This is a genomic window from Nocardioides soli (assembly GCF_014191495.1).
Taxonomy (GTDB): domain Bacteria; phylum Actinomycetota; class Actinomycetes; order Propionibacteriales; family Nocardioidaceae; genus Nocardioides; species Nocardioides soli.
Genome location: NZ_JACHWR010000001.1, coordinates 1,526,004 through 1,542,436, shown reverse-complemented (window position 1 = coordinate 1,542,436; position 16,433 = coordinate 1,526,004). Strand labels below are relative to the sequence as shown.

The window sequence follows — 16,433 nt, the reverse complement described above, 5'->3', positions numbered from 1 at the left end:
CAGGTAGTGGTGTATCGCCTGTGATCCTTCGTAGGGGTTAGGCGCTGAGTTCGAGGACGGGGTCGGTGCTCACCTCCGTCGTCGTGTCGGTCACTGGAGCGAGTCGGCAGCGGGCGAGGACTTCGAGGCCGAGGTAGCGGCGGCCTTCGGCCCATTCGTCGGTCTGTTCGGCCAGCACGGCCCCGACGAGGCGAACGATGGCCTGCCGGTTGGGGAAGATGCCCACGGCGTCGGTGCGGCGCCGGATCTCCTTGTTCAGCCGCTCGGAGGGGTTGTTGGACCAGATCTGGGTCCAGACGTCCTTGGGGAAGGCGGTGAAGGCCAGGATGTCGGCGCGGGCGGCGTCGAGGTGCTCGGCCACCGCCGGCAGCTTGGCGGCCACGTAGTCCAGCAGCCGGTCGAACTGGGCGTGCACCGCGGCGGCGTCGGGCTGGTCGTAGACCGAGTGCAGCATCGCCTTGACCGCCGGCCACATCGACTTCGGGGTCACGCTCATGAGGTTGGCGGCGTAGTGGGTGCGGCAGCGCTGCCAGGTGGCGCCGGGAAGGTTGGCCGCGATGGCCTCGACGAGGCCGGCGTGCGCGTCTGAGGTCACGAGCCGGACCCCAGCCAGGCCGCGGGCCACGAGGTCGGCGAAGAACTCGTTCCACGCCGCCCCGGTCTCGGCCGTGGCCACCCGCATGCCCAGGACCTCGCGGTGCCCGTCACCGTTGACACCGGTCGCGATCAGGACCACGGCGTTGATGACCCGCCCGCCCTCGCGCACCTTCATGGTCAGGGCGTCGGCGGCGACGAACGTGAAGGGTCCGGCCTCGTCGAGGGGCCGGTGGCGGAAGGCCTCGACCTGCTCGTCCAGGTCGGCGGCCATCCGGGACACCTGCGACTTCGACAGGCTGTTGATGCCCAGCTGCTTGACGAGCTTGTCCATCCGGCGGGTGCTCACCCCGGCCAGATAACAGTCCGCCACCACCGTGATCAGCGCCGACTCGGCCCGCTTGCGCCGCTCGAGCAGCCACTCGGGGAAGTACGTCCCGGTGCGCAGCTTGGGGATCGCGACGTCGATCGTGCCGACCCGGGTGTCCAGGTCGCGGTGCCGGTAGCCGTTGCGCTGCGCGGTCCGGTCCGGGCTGCGTTGGCCCCACTCGGCACCGACCACCGCGTCGGCGTCGGCGGACAGCAGCGCGTTGATCACCGTCTGCAGCAGGTTGCGCATGAGGTCCGGGGAGGCTTCCGCCAGGGCCTCGCCAAGCAGGCCGGCAGGGTCGACAATGTGAGGTGCGGTCACCGTGATGCTCCGTTCGAGAGTGCTGTGAAGGGTTCACTCGAAGATCACGCGGTGGCCGCTCCACGTCTACTACGACGAGGCCGGCAACCGCGTTACACCATCATCGGGGACTCAACTAGATCATTGCCGAACACCGCCGACTCCTGAGTGAACCGATCACCCGTCAGCTGCATCCCATCACCGGAATCACCAGCAAACCGGATGATCACCCGATCGAGCTGCTTGACCTGCTTGTCCTGCCTGATCATGCGCGTCCTCATCCGTTGCTCGTCTCCGCGGGCGGCCGGTCGCGTCCCCGCGGGATCGGCGACAGTTGCTCCTCGCCTGCCGGTCGGGTGCCCGGGCGCCGCTGCGGCGCCCGGCGCCGTACTCAGCCTCCTAAGAGGTCAGACCTTGTCACTCGACGGGTCGTAGAATAGTATGACCTCTGACCTCTCACAAGGAGCAAGATGACAGCGCGTGATTCGGTGTGGATGCATGAGTTGACCTGGCCCGAGGTCGAGGAGTACCTCGGCGGCGACCGGGTGGCGATCGTGCCCATCGGTGCTACCGAGCAGCACGGACCGGCCGGAGTCCTGGGTGTCGACGCCCTGGTGGCGATCACGCTCGCCGAGGACGCCGCGCAGCGCTCCGGTGTGCTGGTCGCGCCGCCGATCTGGTTCGGGGACTCCGCGCACCACAGCGCGTTCCCGGGCACCATCACGCTCCGGACGGAGACGTTGACCGCCCTGGTGGCCGACGTCTGCCGGAGCCTGGCGCGCCATGGCTTCGACCGGATCATCCTGATCAACGGGCACAAGGGGTCCAACCTCCCCGGGCTGGTCACGGCGGTCCGCGGACTGCACGAGCGCGAGCTGGGCGGCGTGATGTTCGCGGTCGCGGACCCGCTGCACCTGGCGCGCTCCGCTGCCGGTGAGATCAAGGAGACCAACGAGCACCACTGCGGGGAGCTGGAGCTCTCCCACGTCCACTACCGGTTCCCGGGCATGGTCCGGATGGACAAGCTGACCGACGCCGAGGTCGACTTCGAGGACGTCTTCGGCGGCTTCGTCGGCAACGACCTCTTCGGTCCCGCGCCCGACGGCGTGGAGATCATGTGGTCCGGCGCGGAGCAGCGGGCGTTCACGCCGAGCGGTCAGTTCAGCTCCTCGCTGGGTGTCACCGAGGAGAAGGGTCGGCGCTACCACGACCACATCGTCGGCCGGCTGTGCGAGCTGATCGACTGGATGCGCGGCTACGACGGGCCGATCGGCCGCAAGGACCGCGGATGAGCGCGTCGACGGTCGAGCCCGGCCTGGTCACCACCGACGTCCTGGTCATCGGCGGTGGCGCCGCCGGGATCTACGCCGCCCTCGAGGCCCGTGCCGCGGGAGCGGAGGTGTGCCTGCTGGACAAGAGCATGGTCGGAGTCGGCGGCGCCACGATCATGGCCCAGATGACCGTCGCCGCGGCCCTCGGACACCGTGAGGACGACAGCGCCGAGCTCCACTTCGCCGACACCATCGCGAGCGGCAAGGAGCTGGTCAGCGAGCCGCTGGCCGAGCTGATGTGCGAGGACGCGCCGCGCCGCATCCTCGAGACCCGCGACATGGGTGTGCGCTGGGCGTCCGACGGCGACCGGCTGCGTCAGGTGATCGCTCCGGGGCACAGCCGTCAGCGGTGCTGCTACGTCGACGTCCTGGCGACCGGTACCGGCGTCATCAAGGGGATGAAGCTCGAGCTGCGCCGGCGCGACGTCGAGCGCACCCAGAACCTCTACGTCACCGAGCTGATCCGTGACGAGTGCGGCCGCGTCTGCGGTGCGGCCGCACTCGACATCACGGACGGCCGCCCGGTCGCGATCTGGGCGGGGAGCGTCGTGCTCGCCTGTGGCGGCCTCACCGAGATGTACAGCCGCAACTCGGCATCGGTGAACATGACCGGTGACGCCTACGCCCTCGCGCTCGGCGTGGGCGCCGAGATCCTCGACCCCGAGATGGTGCAGTTCTTCCCGATCGGCAACCTCGCGCCCCGCACCATCGGGCTCGACCCGATCATGTGGGACCCGTTCCGCTACAAGCTCGGCGGCCGGCTCACCAACGGTCTGGACGAGGACTTCCTGGAGCGGTACGCCGGCGTGGCCGACGAGGGCAAGTACACCGCCACCCGCGACGTGGTGAGCTACGCGATCCTCAAGGAGGTCGAGGCCGGCCGCGGCTCACCGCACGGCGGCGCCTGGCTGGACTTCCGGGGCATCCCCGCCGAGGACATCCACGCGGCGTTCCCGCCCGTGGTGGACAAGCTGCTGGAGCAGGGCATCGACCTGACCCAGCGTCGCGTCGAGGTCGGTCCGACCGCGCACTACACGATCGGCGGACTGCGCGTCGACCCGCAGATGCGGACCAACATCCCCGGTCTGCTCGCTGCGGGGGAGGCCGTCGGTGGCGCCCACGGAGCCAACCGGCTCTCGGGGAACGCCATCAGCGAGGCCTTCGTCTTCGGCGCTCGGGCCGGCGTCAGCGCCGCCGCGGACGCGGTGGAGCTGGGCCGGCCCGACCCGAACGGCTCGGCCGCCGCGGCGATGAAGGACGCGCTCGGCCGCATCGACGAGGGCCGCGATCGCAACCGGGAGAGCGGCATCTTCCTCCCCGCGCTGCGCCGCCGGCTCCAGGAGGTCATGTGGCACCGGGTCGGGCCGCTGCGCGACGAGGCCGGCCTGATGGCCGCGGAGGCCGAGCTCGCCGAGCTCGCCGACGCCGTCGAGCAGGCCCATGTCGCTCCCGACCGGGCACACAACCAGGAGTGGGTCGAGCTGTTCGAGATGCGCACGATGCTGCGCAACGCCGCGGTGATCCGGCTCGGGGCGCTGGAGCGTCGCGAGAGCCGGGGCGCACACCAGCGCGAGGACTTCGTCGCCACCGACGCGGCGTACGTCCGCAGCAGCGTGATCACCGATGACGGCAGCGGTCTCGTGCACCGCTGGGAGGACATCCCGCGCCGCTCGCCGGCCACACAGGAGGAGGTGCTCGGCGCATGAAGCTGAGCGTTCAGCGCAAGAGTCAGGACGGCGGCGTCGACCGGGTCGACTCGTTCGAGGTCCCGGAGTCGGAGGGCATGACGGTCCTCGACGCGCTCCTGTGGGTGCGGGAGTTCGAGGACCCCACGGTCGGCGTCAGATTCTCCTGTCGACGGGCCAACGCCTGCAAGGAGTGCCTCGCCGTCGTGAACGGCCAGCGCACCTACACTTGCATCGTTCCGGCGACCGGTGAGGTGCTGGTCGAGCCGCTCTCGCACAAGCCCCTGGTCCGCGACCTGGCCACCCGTTTGTGACGGACAGGAGTAAGAACATGCGATTGGTCGTTGCCATCACCGGAGCTTCGGGGGCCATCTACGGCGTCCGGATCCTGCAGATGCTCTCCGCGCTGGGCGTCGAGAGCCATCTGGTCACCAGCAGGCACGCGATGCTCACCTTGACCACCGAGACCGACTGGACCCCCGAGGGACTGCGGTCCCTGGCCACCCACGTGCACCCGGTCGGGGACGTCGGGTCGGTGATCGCCAGCGGCTCCTTCCAGCACGACGGCATGATCATCGCGCCGTGCTCGGTCAAGACCCTGTCGGGCGTGGCCAACTGCTACGCCGACAACCTGGTCACCCGGGCCGCCGACGTCACCCTCAAGGAGGGTCGCCGGCTGGTGCTGGTCTTCCGCGAGACCCCGCTGCACCTGGGACACCTGCGCCTGCTCACCCAGGCCGCGGAGATGGGCGCCACCGTCTTCCCGCCGGTGCCGGCGTTCTACCACGAGCCCAAGGTCATCGACGATCTGGTCGACCAGACGGCCGGGCGCGTGCTCGACCAGTTCGGCCTGGACGCCGCGGTCGCCCGCTGGGAGGGCATGCGACCGCTCCGGGAGCGGCAGGACCAGCAGCCGGACCACCAGGCGGCTCTCGGCGAGCCGGTCAACGGCTGAGCCGGGATCGGAAGGAGACGGACATGACGCAACCACGTACCCAGTCGCGCCGCCGGCAGGCGCTGAACGACCAGCAGCCGATCATGGTCGACGCCTACCACCAGGTGAAGGCCCGGCTCAACGACCTGGTCGAGCGCCTGGCCGCCGAGGGGGAGTACCGCCTCCCGGCCGAGGACCAGCTCAGCTCGACCCTCGGGGTGAGCCGGCCGACGGTCCGCTCCGCCCTGCTGTCCCTGCAGAAGGAGGGCAAGGTCTCGCGGTTCCACGGCCGCGGCACCTTCATCAACAAGTATGCCCTGACGATGGGCGCCAACCTCGCCGAGGACCTGCCCTTCGTCGACCTCATCGCCAACCTCGGCTACACCGCCACGCTCCGGACGCTGGCCATCGGCGAGGTGACGCCCGAGGCGGAGATCGCCGCGAAGCTGGACCTCGAGGAGGGCGGGACGACCTGCACGGTGGACCGGATCTTCGAGGCCGACGGCCGGCCCGCCGTGCTCAGCCGTGACTACGTGCCGGTCTCCAGGCTGCTGCGCCCCGTGGAGCAGGTCACCGCCGAGGACTCGACCTTCGCGTTCGTCGAGCGCAACGTGCCCGGCCGGATCCAGTACTCCATCGCCGACCTCGTCCCGGCCGCCGCCGACGAGCGCACCAGCGAGCACCTCGGCGTACCCGCCGGACGGCCGATGCTGCTGATCCGGCACCTGCACCTCGACGAGAAGCAGGAGCCGGTCGCCGTCACCGACGCCCTCGTCGACGACGAGATCCTCCGGTTCTCGATCGTCCGCACCTACCTGGACTGACCCCCACCCCTCGACCGACCGACCCAGCTCCGATGTCTGGGCCGGCCGAAAGGAGACCCCGTGCCGAAGGACCTGCGCAGCTTCATGGCTGAGGTCGTCGAACAGCAACCGGGAGGGCTGCGCCGGGTCGACGTGCCCGTCGACCGCCGGTTCGGCATCAACGCCTACGGCGCCCGCGCCGAGCGGGAGCGTGAGTACCCCGCGCTGCTGTTCACCAACGTCGTCGACTCCGAGGTCAGCTGTGTCGCCAACCTGCTGGCGACCCCGGAGCGGATGGCGCTGGCTCTCGGCCGGACGGTGGAGGAGTTGACGCAGTCCTCGGACCGCATCGAGAGCCCGGAGGCGCATCCGCCGGTGGAGGTCGCGGCCGCCGACGCCCCGGTCAAGCAGATCGTCTGGCGCGGCGACGACGTCGACCTCGGCAAGCTGCCGATCCCGGTGCACAACGCGCTGGACGGCGGGCCGTTCCTGACCGCCGCGGTCGCGGTGATGCGCGACCCGGAGTCGGGCAAGATCAACGCGGGCATCTACCGCCACCACGTCTACGACGACCGGCACATGGGCGTGTGGTTCTTCGGGTCCCACCACGGCGGGACCATCCACCGTCGCTACGAGGCCAAGGGCGAGCCGACCCCGGTCGCCATCGTCATCGGCCACCACCCGGCGTTCCTCATGGGTGCGGTCTCCCGGGTGCCGGGCATCGGCGGCGAGTACGACGCCGCGGGCAGCTTCCTGGGCGAGTCCCTCGAGGTGGTGCGGGCGGAGACCAGCGACCTGATGGTGCCGGCCCGCGCCGAGATCGTGCTCGAGGGCGTCATCATGCCGGCCGAGGAGCGCGAGGAGGGCCCGTTCGCCGAGTGGCCCGGCCACTACGTCGGCGGCGGCCCCAAGCCGGTGATCCGGATCGACGCGATCACCATGCGCCGCGACGCGATCTTCCAGGACATCCAGGCCTCCGGCCGCGAGCACCGGCTGATGGGTGCGCTGCCCCGCATCTCGAGCATCCACCGCAACGTCAGCCAGGTGATCCCCGGCCTCAAGGCCGTCAACGTCCCGGTCTACGCCCGGATGCACTGCTACCTGTCGATCGACAAGGAGCAGGACAACGACCCGATCCGCGCGGCCACGACGGCGCTGAACACCGAGCCCGAGAACCTCCGGATGGTCGTGGTCGTCGACGACGACATCGATATCTACAACGAGGAGGAGATGGCCTGGGCCATCGGCACTCGGATGGACGCCGCGCAGGACCTGCTGGTGATCCCCGCCTGGAACGGCCCGGGCGGCCTGCTGCCCACCAACTGGGGCTACGACAAGGAGGGCGGTCGTACGGCGCGTCGCTCCTCGGCGGTGATCATGGACGCCACCAAGCCGGCGCCGCCGGTGCAGTTCCCGGTGCGCGCCCAGGTGCCGCCCGAGGTCGTGGACGCGGTCGACCTCGACTCCGCGGTGTCGGTGACCGACTCGGCGGGTCTGCCGTGGCTCGGCTGAGTTCTGGCCTGGGCCTCACCCTGGCCTGCGGGCGCTACGACCGCGTCGGCCCGCTGGTCGACGGCCGCGTGGGGGTCGAGGGCATCGACCTCAACGTGGTGCCGCTGGAGCCGGAGGAGTGCTTCTGGCGGATGCTGCGCTTCGAGGAGTTCGACGCCGCGGAGATGTCGCTCTCCAGCTACTGCATGCTCCGCGCTCGCGGCGACGAGCGGTTCGTCGGGATCCCGGCGTTCCTCTCCCGCAGCTTCCGGCACTCCAGCATCTACGTGCGGGAGGGGTCCGGCATCGAGGGGCCGAAGGACCTGGAGGGTCGCCGGGTCGGCGTCCCGGAATACCAGATGACCGCCTCGGTGTGGACCCGCGGCATGCTCGCCGACGACCACGGCGTCGACCTGGACTCGATCACCTGGCGCACCGGCGGCATGGAGCAGCCGGGCCGGGTCGAGCGGCAGAAGCTGGTCGTTCCCGACCGGGTCCGCATCGAGCCGATCGGGCCCGAGTCCACGCTCTCCGGTGCCCTGCTGGACGGCGAGATCGACGCGCTGATGGCGCCGCGGATCCCGTCGGCCTTCAGCCGGGGCGAGGGCCGGGTCCGCCGGCTCTTCCCCGACTACGCCGAGCGCGAGACGGACTACTACCGGCGCACCGGGAACTTCCCGATCATGCACCTCGTGGTGGTCCGCGCCGACGTCGCACGTACACACCCGTGGGTGGCGCAGAGCCTCTACAAGGCGCTGCGTCAGGCCAAGGCGGTCGCCATCGAGGGCATCCACGAGGCACCGGCCCTGCGCTACACCATGCCCTTCCTGCTCGAGGCCTGGGAGCGCCAGATCGAGGTCTTCGGTGCGGACCCGTGGCCGTACGGCGTCGACGCCAACCGGGCCCAGCTGGAGACCTTCTCCCGCTACCTGACCGAGCAGGGCATCGTCGAGCAGAGCGCGCCGGTCGAAGACCTCTTCGCCGCGAGCACCCTGATCGACTCGCGGATCTAGAGACCCGCGGACCTACAGACAAGGAGTGCGGTGAGCCACCACCAGGAGCCGTCCGGAGCCCCCGAGGTCGGCATCGAGCTCGACCTCAACGGCAGCCCGCGGACGATGATCGTCGACCCCGTCCAGTCGCTGGCCTCGGCCGTGCGCGCCGAGGGCCTGACCGGCACCAAGCTCGGATGCGAGACCGGCGACTGCGGCGCCTGCGCGGTCCTGGTCGACGGCGTGCCGATGGCGTCCTGCCTGCTGCCCGCCGTGCGGGCCGGCGGTCGGCGGGTCACCACCGTCGAGGGGCTGGGCACGGCCACCGAGCTGAGCCCGCTGCAGGCGGCGTTCATGCGGCACAACGCCAGCCAGTGCGGCTACTGCATCCCGGGCATCCTGGTGGCGGCCAGCCCGCTGGTCGACCGCGACGAGCTCACCCGCGACGACGTCGTCAGCGAGCTCACCGGGAACCTGTGCCGGTGCACCGGCTACGAGTCGATCGTCGACGCGGTCCTGGACGCGCACCAGCAGGTGCGGTCGGGTCGGACGGGAGGCGCGGCATGACCACGACCCAGGACACGATCCACGAGACGGCGGCTCAGGGCTGGGTCGGCCGGGGCATCCCGCAGGTCGACATCGAGGCCAAGCTGCGCGGCCAGACGGAGTACATCGGCGACCTGCGCCTGCCGAACATGGCGCACGCCGCGATCGTGCGCAGCACCGTGGCGCACGGGCGGATCCGCGGCATCGACACCAGCCGCGCCGAGCGGGTGCCCGGGGTGCTGGCGGTCGCCACCGCGGCCGACGCCCCCGAGGTGAAGTTCGGCCCCTACACCCCGGACTGGGAGATCCTGGCGCGGCACAAGGTGCGCTTCATCGGCGACGAGGTCGCCGCGGTCGCCGCCATCGACGAGCCGACGGCGCGGTACGCCGCGAGCCTGGTCGAGGTGGACGTCGAGGAGCTGCCGGCGGTCTTCGACCCGTTCGCGGCGCTGGCCGAGGGCGGCCCGGTGATCTGGGACGAGTACGCCGACAACGTCTCCACGCTGTTCACCATCGAGCGCGGTGACACCCGGGCGGCCTTCGACGCCGCCGACCTGGTGGTCGACGACGTCTACGCGACCAGCCGGATGTACCACGCCTACCTGGAGCCGATCGGGGTCATCGCCCACTACGTCGACGGCGTCCACGTCCTGCACGTGCCCTCGCACATCCCCTACCGGGCCCGGCAGACGTACTCCGCCGCGCTGGGGCTGCCCCTGGACAAGGTCCGCCTGGTCGTGCCACCGATCGGCGGCAGCTTCGGCGCCAAGTACGAGATGAACACCCCGCTGATCGCGGCGCTGCTGTCCCGCAAGGCCGGGGTGCCCGTGCGGATCCTCTTCGGTCGCGACGAGGACGCCGCCTACCACCGGCCGCGGCCGCCGTTCGTCTTCCGCAACCGGATCGCGGTGCGCGCCGACGGCACCTTCCTGGGCCGCGAGACCGACGTGGTCGGCATCGCCGGCGCCCGCACCTACTGGTCGCCGGCGACGGTGGCCACCGCGGTCCACCGCCCGGACTCTCTCTACAACTTCAACGCGATGACCGGCCGCGGCCGGCTCGTCTACACGAACGAGTCGCCGACCACCGCCATGCGCGGCTTCGGCAACGCCGAGGCGCTCTTCGGCATCGAGCAGATGATCGACGAGATCGCCGAGCGGCTGGACATCGACCCGGTCGAGATGCGGCGCCGCAACATCGTCCAGGAGGGTGAGACCTCCCTGCACGGCTGGTACATCAGCTCCTCCCAGCTGCCCGCCTGCATCGAGCGGGTCAGCGAGATGTCGGGCTTCGCCGACCGTCGGCGGGCCCGACCGCCCGCGACGGCGGGGGAGCGCGTCGGCAAGCTGCGCGGCACCGGCATCGCGCTCGGCCACCACGTGTCCGGCTACCGGCCGATCCTGCCCGACTACGACGGATCCTCGGCGATCCTGAGGCTCGGCCCCGACGGCTCGATCCAGCTCTACGTGGGTGAGCCGGACGTCGGCCAGGGCCACGTGACCGTCATGGCCCAGCTGGCCGCCGACGAGCTCGGCGTCGCCCCGGCCGAGGTGAAGGTGCAGGGGATCGACTCCGCGTTCAGTCCCGCCGCGGTCGGCACCCTCGCCTCGCGGGCGGCGACCATGGCCGGCATGGCCACGGTGGCGGCGGGCGCCGACGCACGCCGCAAGCTGATCGCGTTCGCCACCGAGCAGTGGGGCGTCCCCGAGGCCGCCGTGTCGTGGCAGGCCGGCACCCTCACCGACACGACCGGCGCCAACGAGCCGTTCACGCTGCGCCAGGCGCTGCACCGGTACGGCGTCGTCAACTGCGGGCTGCCGCTGCTGGCCACGGGCGTCCACCATCCCAAGACGGTGATGCCCGACGCGACCAAGTACGGCAACGCCTCCGCGGCGTACCCCTTCGCCGCACACGTCGCCGAGGTCGAGGTCGACTGCGACACCGGCCAGATCTCGGTGGTCGGCTACTGGGCCGCCCACGACTCCGGCACCGTCCTGAACCCGCAGACCGCCCGCGGTCAGGTCCTCGGCGGCATCGCCCAGGGTCTCGGCTGGGCGCTGATGGAGGACGTCATCATGAGCGAGGGCGTCGTGCGCAACCCCAACTTCCTCGACTACCGGATCCCCGGTGCGGGCGACATGCCGGCCGGCGTCGAGGTCGAGTTCGTCGACGCCTACGAGCCCAACGGCCCGCGTGGCGCCAAGAGCCTCGGTGAGGTCGCGCTCAACCCGGTCGTCGCGGCGATCGCCAACGCGATCTACAACGCCACCGGCCTGCGCTGCAAGGACCTGCCGATCTCGCCGGAGCGGATGTGGCGCTACCTGCACCTCGGCGAGCCCGTGGAGTCCTCGTCGGCAGGAGCGATCCGATGACCACCCAGACCCGTGAGTACTTCGCACCCGGCTCGGTCGACGACGCGCTGCGGGTGCTCAGCGAGCGCCCGCACGCGCACCTGCTGGCCGGCGGCACCGATCTCCTCAACGACCTGCGTCACGGCTTGATCGAGCCGGGCGACGTGGTCGACCTGGCCGGCGTCGCCGAGCTGGGCGGGCTCGACGAGGCGCCGGACGGCGTCCGGATCGGGGCCACGGTGACCATGCGGGAGCTGCTCGCGGCGCCGCTGGGCGATCGGCTGCGCGCCCTGCGCGAGGCGGCCGACCTGCTCGGCGGCCGGCAGATCCAGGCCGCCGCCACGGTGGGTGGCAACCTCTGCCAGGGATCACCGGCAGCCGAGGTGGCGACCGCGCTGCTCGCCCACGGTGCTCTGGTCGACGTCGCCGGGCCCCGGGGCCGGCGCACCATGCCGGTCGCGGAGCTCTTCGCCGGCCCGCGGCGCACCACGCTGGCGCCCGAGGAGATCCTGGTCGCCATCCGCGTCGGAGTCGCCGACGCCGGATGGAGCTCGGCCTACCGGCGGATCGACCTGCGCCGCTCCGTGGACATCGCGATCGTCAGCGCCAGCGCGGCGCTGGACATCGACGCCGGCGTCGTCCGGTCCGCCCGGGTGGCGGTCGGCGCGGCCCGTCCGGTGCCGTTCCTGGTGCCCGAGGCCGCGGCGGCGCTCGAGGGTGTGGCGGTCGGCGACGAGGCGGCCCTGGCCGCCGCGACGGGCCGGGCGGCCGAGGCGGCCCGATCGGCGAGCTCGCCGATCACCGACGTGCGCGCGGGCGCGGAGTACCGGCGCGCCATGGTGGGCGTCGTGGTCGAGCGGGCGGTCCGGGCCGCCGTGGAGGAGGGACGATGAGCACCGAGTCGACGAGCGTGGACGTCGCGCAGCTGCGGCTGCGCACCGAGGCCTTCATCGACGGCCGCTGGCAGGCCGCCGTGGATGGAGCCACCGCCGAGGTGATCAACCCGGCCACCGAGCGGGTCATCGCCACCGTCGCGGTCGGCGGTGCCGCCGAGGTCGACGCGGCTGTGGCCGCGGCCCGGCGGGAGATCGACGGCGGCGCCTGGTCGCGCACCTCCGGGACCGACCGGGGCCGGATCCTCGCCCGGGTGGCCGAGCTCCTGGAGCGCGACGCCGACCGGCTCGCCCGGATCGAGACCCTCGACGTGGGCAAGCCGCTGGCCGACTCGGTCATGGTCGACCTGCCCGGCGCGATCGAGACCTTCCGCTACTACGCGGGCCTCGCCGACGGCTGCCTGGAGGGACGCGTCGTCCCGACGCCGCTGCTGCGCGGCCGGCCGACGCACTCCTACACGGTGCGCCAGCCGATCGGCGTGGTCGGGGCGATCGTGCCCTGGAACGCCCCGCTGATGATCACCGCGTGGAAGCTCGCCCCGGCGCTGGCGGCCGGCTGCACGGTCGTGCTCAAGCCGGCGCTCGAAGCGCCGCTGAGCGTGCTCGCGCTCGCCGAGCTGCTGGCCGAGGCCGGCCTCCCCGACGGGGTCGTCAGCGTCCTCGCCGGCGACGCCGAGGCGGGCGCGGCGATCACCGCGCACCCCGGCATCGACAAGGTGACCTTCACCGGCAGCCCGGAGGTGGGCCGGCTGGTCCAGCAGGCGGCCGCCGGGACGTTCAAGCGGGTCACCCTCGAGCTGGGCGGCAAGTCGCCGCAGATCATCCTGCCGGACGCCGACCTGACCGCCGCGGTGCGCGGCACCGCTCGTGGCCTCTTCGCCAACCAGGGCCAGGTCTGCGCGGCCGGCACCCGGGTGCTGGTGCATCGCTCGATCGCCGGGGACGTCGTCGAGGCGCTGGCCGAGGCCGCCCGCGCGGTGCAGGTGGGGGACCCGTTCGCCCCGGACACCACGATGGGCTCGCTGATCACCGGAGCCCACCGCGACCGGGTCCTGGGCTACGTACGCCGTGGGCTCGACGACGGCGCCCGCCTGGTCACCGGGGGTGAGCCGGTCGGCTCGACCGGCTACTTCATGGAGCCGACCGTGTTCGCCTCGGCGACGCCGCAGATGGCGATCGCCCGCGAGGAGATCTTCGGCCCGGTGGGCACGGTCCTGGAGTTCGACGACCTCGACTCCGCGGTCGCCATCGCCAACGACTCGACGTACGGCCTGGCCGCGTCGGTGTGGACCCGCGACCTGGCCGCGGCCCACGAGCTGACCGCACGGCTGCGGGCGGGCTCGGTCTGGGTGAACGCGTGGGGCGCGATCGATCCGCGGCTGCCCTGGGGCGGCATGCGGCAGAGCGGCATCGGGCGCGAGCTCGGTGCCGCCGCGATCGACGCCTTCACCGAGGAGAAGGCGGTCCGCATCGTCTACTGACGCCGGCGTTCCGAATGCCGTCGGCGCTCTTGTGCTCTGCACCACATTTGTCTATCGTCAGAGGTCATACGACAGACGGGATGCAACGGATCTCGTCAACACCGAAAGGGACACCCATGGCACGCATCCGGCTAGGCATGGTCGCCGTCGTTGTCAGCGCAATGGTTCTCGCCGCTTGCTCGGGAAACGCCCAGGACGACGATGACGGCACCAGCGGTCCGTCCGGCACGCTCAGAGTCGCCACCGACACCCCGCCCGACCCGTGGGACCCCGCGCTGGCGACGCCCGCGGACCCCAACCTCCTCTACTACCAGGGTCCCTACGAGTTCCTGGTCAACACCGACGACGACGGCCAGCTCGTGCCAGGCCTGGCCACCAGCTGGGAGTCCACGCCGGACAGCCTGACCCTGGAGCTGCGTGAGGGCGTGACGTTCTCCGACGGCACGACGTTCGACGCCGCCGCCGTCAAGGCGAACATCGAGCACCAGCAGAAGAACGGCATCCCGCCGAACCAGGCGAAGTTCCTCAACGTGGAGTCCATGGACGTCGTCAGCCCCACGGAGCTGAAGATCAACCTGTCCCGGCCGACCCCGCAGCTGATCTACAACCTGGCGCGGCAGCAGGGCATCATGGCGAGCCCCGAGGCGCTGAAGGACCCGAAGAAGCTGGCCACCGAGCCGGTGGGCACCGGGCCCTGGCTGCTGGACACCGCCGCCACGGTGGCGAACTCGAAGTACGTCTTCAAGCTGAACCCGAACTACTGGGACAAGTCGGTCCAGGGCGTACAGAACATCGAGATCCACTTCATCCCCGACCAGCAGGCGCGGGCGAACGCGCTGCTGACCCACAAGGTCGACTACGCCGCACTGGACTTCCAGTTCGCCGACCAGGTCGAGGCCGCCGGCATGGAGGTCCAGGACGTCCCGTCGTTCCCGTACTACCTGCAGATCATGGACCGCAACGGCACCATCGTGCCGGAGTTCAAGGACAAGCGGGTCCGGCTGGCCATGGCGTATGCCATCGACCAGAAGTCCTTCTTCGACGTGACCATGTCCGGCTTCGGGGTCGAGACCAACCAGTGGACCATCCCCGGTCAGTACGGCTTCAACAGCGACTACACGGGCCTCGGCTTCGACCTGGACAAGGCGCAGTCGCTGATGGACGAGGCGGGCGTCAGCAGCCTGGAGTTCGACATCCCCTCGTACGGTCCGTTCGACGGGTACAACACGGCGATCGCCGGCTTCCTGGCGAAGATCGGGGTCACCATGAAGCTGGTGCCCTCCGAGACCGGCAACATCTCCGGTGAGGCCGCGAGCGGCAACTACGCCGCCGCGATCGTGCCGGCGCACGAGGTCCACCCGCAGGACTTCTACAACACCCGCATCTCGGTGTTCGGCCCGGCCAACCCGTTCAAGGTGCCCTCGCCCGACATCGACAAGGTGATGCAGCAGGTCACGGGTGCCGACCCGGCCGCGGACGAGGCGGCCTACCAGGAGATGGCCAAGCTGGCCTCCGAGGACGCGGTCGTGGTCCCGCTGGGTGTCGTCAGCTGCCTGCAGGCCTGGGACCCGCAGCGGATCACCGGGGTCACCAAGTGGGAGTGGACCTGTGGCAATGTGCGGTTCCAGGGCATGAAGGTGCGCTGAGGAACGTGATGTCGCGAACCGGGTCGGATCGGAACGGATTTCCCGCGCTGATGCGGGTGGGACGGCAGGAACGGTGACGAAGTTCATCGCGCTTCGGGTGGCGGCCATGGTGCCGCTGCTCGTGGTGATCTCGATCCTCGCCTTCCTCCTGGTGCAGCTCGCACCGGGCACCGTGGCCGACTCGATCCTGGGCAGCGGCGCCACGCCCCAGGCGGTGGCTGACCTCAACCACCGCCTGGGGCTGGACCGGCCGCTGATCACGCAGTACGGCATCTGGGTGGGCAACGCCCTCCAGGGCGACCTGGGCGTCTCGGCCAAGACCGCGGAGCCGGTCGCCGGCACCATCGGCTCCCGGATGGGCGCGACGCTGTCGCTCACCCTCGGCGCGCTGGTGCTGGCGGTCGTGGTCGGGATCGGGCTCGGCGTCCGGGCCAGCCTCCGGCCCGGCGGCATCTTCGACCGCACGATCACGATCCTGAGCTCGGCCGCCCTGGCGGTTCCGTCGTTCTGGGTCGGCATCCTGCTCAGCGTCTACGTCGGCGTGAAGTGGGGGGTGCTGCCGGCCGGCGGCTACACCGAGTTCGCCTACAGCCCCGTCGACTGGCTGAAGGGGCTGATCCTTCCGTGGCTGGCGCTGGCGCTGCCCTCGGCCGCCGTCATCGCCCGCCAGATGCGGAGCGCGATGGTCGACGTCCTGCGCAGCGGCTACGTCCGCGCCGCGGTGGCCGGCGGCCTGACCCGCCGACAGGTCGTGTGGCGGCACGCGCTGAAGAACGCGCTCACCCCGGTGATCCCGGTGATCGGCTTCCAGCTGGTCGTCATCCTGGGCGCCTCCTTCGTCGTCGAGCAGGCCTTCAACATCCCCGGCGTCGGCTCGATGGCGGTGCAGGCGATCTTCGACCGCGACCTCTCCCTCGTGCAGGGCACGGTGATCGTGGTCGCCGTCTTCGTCCTGCTGTCCAACCTGATGACCGACATCGTGTTCGGCTGGGCGAACCCGAAGGTGCGCCTCTGAG

The 16,433-nt window shown here is 71.1% G+C and carries 15 protein-coding genes; 13 read left to right on the top strand and 2 right to left on the bottom strand.

Going from position 1 to position 16,433, the window contains the following annotated elements; translation table 11 throughout:
* Nucleotides 1-37: 37 nt before the first annotated feature.
* Nucleotides 38-1,285, bottom strand: a complete 1,248-nt coding sequence (locus FHU40_RS07750) for an IS256 family transposase (RefSeq protein WP_183591284.1) — start codon at nucleotides 1,283-1,285, stop codon at nucleotides 38-40.
* A gap of 92 nt (nucleotides 1,286-1,377) precedes the next feature.
* A complete protein-coding gene (locus FHU40_RS07745; RefSeq protein WP_183592292.1) occupies nucleotides 1,378-1,533 on the bottom strand; it encodes a hypothetical protein in 156 nt (51 codons plus the stop codon).
* A 201-nt stretch (nucleotides 1,534-1,734) separates the two neighbouring features.
* Between FHU40_RS07745 and FHU40_RS07740 the strand changes: the two genes are divergently transcribed.
* The 13 genes from FHU40_RS07740 to FHU40_RS07680 all read left to right on the top strand — a co-directional run bounded on the left by FHU40_RS07740 (nucleotide 1,735) and on the right by FHU40_RS07680 (nucleotide 16,432).
* Nucleotides 1,735-2,556: a creatininase family protein gene (locus FHU40_RS07740; protein ID WP_183591640.1), complete on the top strand. Its 822-nt coding sequence runs from the start codon at nucleotides 1,735-1,737 to the stop codon at nucleotides 2,554-2,556.
* A complete protein-coding gene (locus tag FHU40_RS07735) occupies nucleotides 2,553-4,301 on the top strand; it encodes an FAD-binding protein (RefSeq protein ID WP_183591639.1) in 1,749 nt (582 codons plus the stop codon). The genes FHU40_RS07740 and FHU40_RS07735 overlap by 4 nt, the downstream gene beginning before the upstream one ends.
* Entirely contained in the window at nucleotides 4,298-4,594 is a 297-nt protein-coding gene (locus FHU40_RS07730) for a 2Fe-2S iron-sulfur cluster-binding protein (protein ID WP_183591638.1), read from the top strand. Before FHU40_RS07735 ends, FHU40_RS07730 begins: the two co-directional genes overlap by 4 nt.
* Nucleotides 4,595-4,611: 17 nt before the next feature.
* Nucleotides 4,612-5,235 carry a UbiX family flavin prenyltransferase gene (locus FHU40_RS07725; protein ID WP_183591637.1) on the top strand — a complete coding sequence of 208 codons (624 nt, stop codon included), beginning with the start codon at nucleotides 4,612-4,614 and terminating at the stop codon, nucleotides 5,233-5,235.
* Nucleotides 5,236-5,258: 23 nt separating this feature from the next.
* On the top strand, nucleotides 5,259-6,038 hold the full coding sequence (locus tag FHU40_RS07720) for a GntR family transcriptional regulator (protein ID WP_183591636.1): 780 nt from the start codon (nucleotides 5,259-5,261) through the stop codon (nucleotides 6,036-6,038).
* Between the two features lie 60 nt (nucleotides 6,039-6,098).
* Nucleotides 6,099-7,529 (top strand): UbiD family decarboxylase, encoded by a 1,431-nt coding sequence (locus FHU40_RS07715; RefSeq protein WP_183591635.1) that lies wholly within the window; start codon nucleotides 6,099-6,101, stop codon nucleotides 7,527-7,529.
* Nucleotides 7,517-8,521 carry an ABC transporter substrate-binding protein gene (locus FHU40_RS07710; RefSeq protein ID WP_221199527.1) on the top strand — a complete coding sequence of 335 codons (1,005 nt, stop codon included), beginning with the start codon at nucleotides 7,517-7,519 and terminating at the stop codon, nucleotides 8,519-8,521. The genes FHU40_RS07715 and FHU40_RS07710 overlap by 13 nt, the downstream gene beginning before the upstream one ends.
* Nucleotides 8,522-8,551: 30 nt before the next feature.
* Nucleotides 8,552-9,067 carry a (2Fe-2S)-binding protein gene (locus tag FHU40_RS29370; protein ID WP_252274709.1) on the top strand — a complete coding sequence of 172 codons (516 nt, stop codon included), beginning with the start codon at nucleotides 8,552-8,554 and terminating at the stop codon, nucleotides 9,065-9,067.
* The gene (locus FHU40_RS07700; protein WP_183591634.1) at nucleotides 9,064-11,418 is read left to right on the top strand and encodes a xanthine dehydrogenase family protein molybdopterin-binding subunit; all 2,355 of its coding nucleotides are present in this window, start codon (nucleotides 9,064-9,066) and stop codon (nucleotides 11,416-11,418) included. The genes FHU40_RS29370 and FHU40_RS07700 overlap by 4 nt, the downstream gene beginning before the upstream one ends.
* Nucleotides 11,415-12,290: an FAD binding domain-containing protein gene (locus FHU40_RS07695; RefSeq protein ID WP_183591633.1), complete on the top strand. Its 876-nt coding sequence runs from the start codon at nucleotides 11,415-11,417 to the stop codon at nucleotides 12,288-12,290. Before FHU40_RS07700 ends, FHU40_RS07695 begins: the two co-directional genes overlap by 4 nt.
* Complete coding sequence (locus tag FHU40_RS07690) at nucleotides 12,287-13,771, top strand: aldehyde dehydrogenase family protein (protein ID WP_183591632.1); 1,485 nt, start codon at nucleotides 12,287-12,289, stop codon at nucleotides 13,769-13,771. The genes FHU40_RS07695 and FHU40_RS07690 overlap by 4 nt, the downstream gene beginning before the upstream one ends.
* A gap of 116 nt (nucleotides 13,772-13,887) precedes the next feature.
* Nucleotides 13,888-15,417: an ABC transporter substrate-binding protein gene (locus FHU40_RS07685; RefSeq protein WP_183591631.1), complete on the top strand. Its 1,530-nt coding sequence runs from the start codon at nucleotides 13,888-13,890 to the stop codon at nucleotides 15,415-15,417.
* A 73-nt stretch (nucleotides 15,418-15,490) separates the two neighbouring features.
* Nucleotides 15,491-16,432, top strand: coding sequence for an ABC transporter permease subunit (locus FHU40_RS07680; RefSeq protein ID WP_183591630.1), 942 nt, complete (start codon nucleotides 15,491-15,493; stop codon nucleotides 16,430-16,432).
* The last annotated feature ends 1 nt before the right edge of the window (nucleotide 16,433 follow it).

Coding starts and splice junctions, on each gene's coding strand:
- FHU40_RS07745 (WP_183592292.1), bottom strand. CDS start 1,533: ATGATCAGGCAGGACAAGCAGGTCAAGCAGCTCGATCGGGTGATCATC.
- FHU40_RS07740 (WP_183591640.1), top strand. CDS start 1,735: ATGACAGCGCGTGATTCGGTGTGGATGCATGAGTTGACCTGGCCCGAG.
- FHU40_RS07735 (WP_183591639.1), top strand. CDS start 2,553: ATGAGCGCGTCGACGGTCGAGCCCGGCCTGGTCACCACCGACGTCCTG.
- FHU40_RS07730 (WP_183591638.1), top strand. CDS start 4,298: ATGAAGCTGAGCGTTCAGCGCAAGAGTCAGGACGGCGGCGTCGACCGG.
- FHU40_RS07725 (WP_183591637.1), top strand. CDS start 4,612: ATGCGATTGGTCGTTGCCATCACCGGAGCTTCGGGGGCCATCTACGGC.
- FHU40_RS07720 (WP_183591636.1), top strand. CDS start 5,259: ATGACGCAACCACGTACCCAGTCGCGCCGCCGGCAGGCGCTGAACGAC.
- FHU40_RS07700 (WP_183591634.1), top strand. CDS start 9,064: ATGACCACGACCCAGGACACGATCCACGAGACGGCGGCTCAGGGCTGG.
- FHU40_RS07695 (WP_183591633.1), top strand. CDS start 11,415: ATGACCACCCAGACCCGTGAGTACTTCGCACCCGGCTCGGTCGACGAC.
- FHU40_RS07690 (WP_183591632.1), top strand. CDS start 12,287: ATGAGCACCGAGTCGACGAGCGTGGACGTCGCGCAGCTGCGGCTGCGC.
- FHU40_RS07685 (WP_183591631.1), top strand. CDS start 13,888: ATGGCACGCATCCGGCTAGGCATGGTCGCCGTCGTTGTCAGCGCAATG.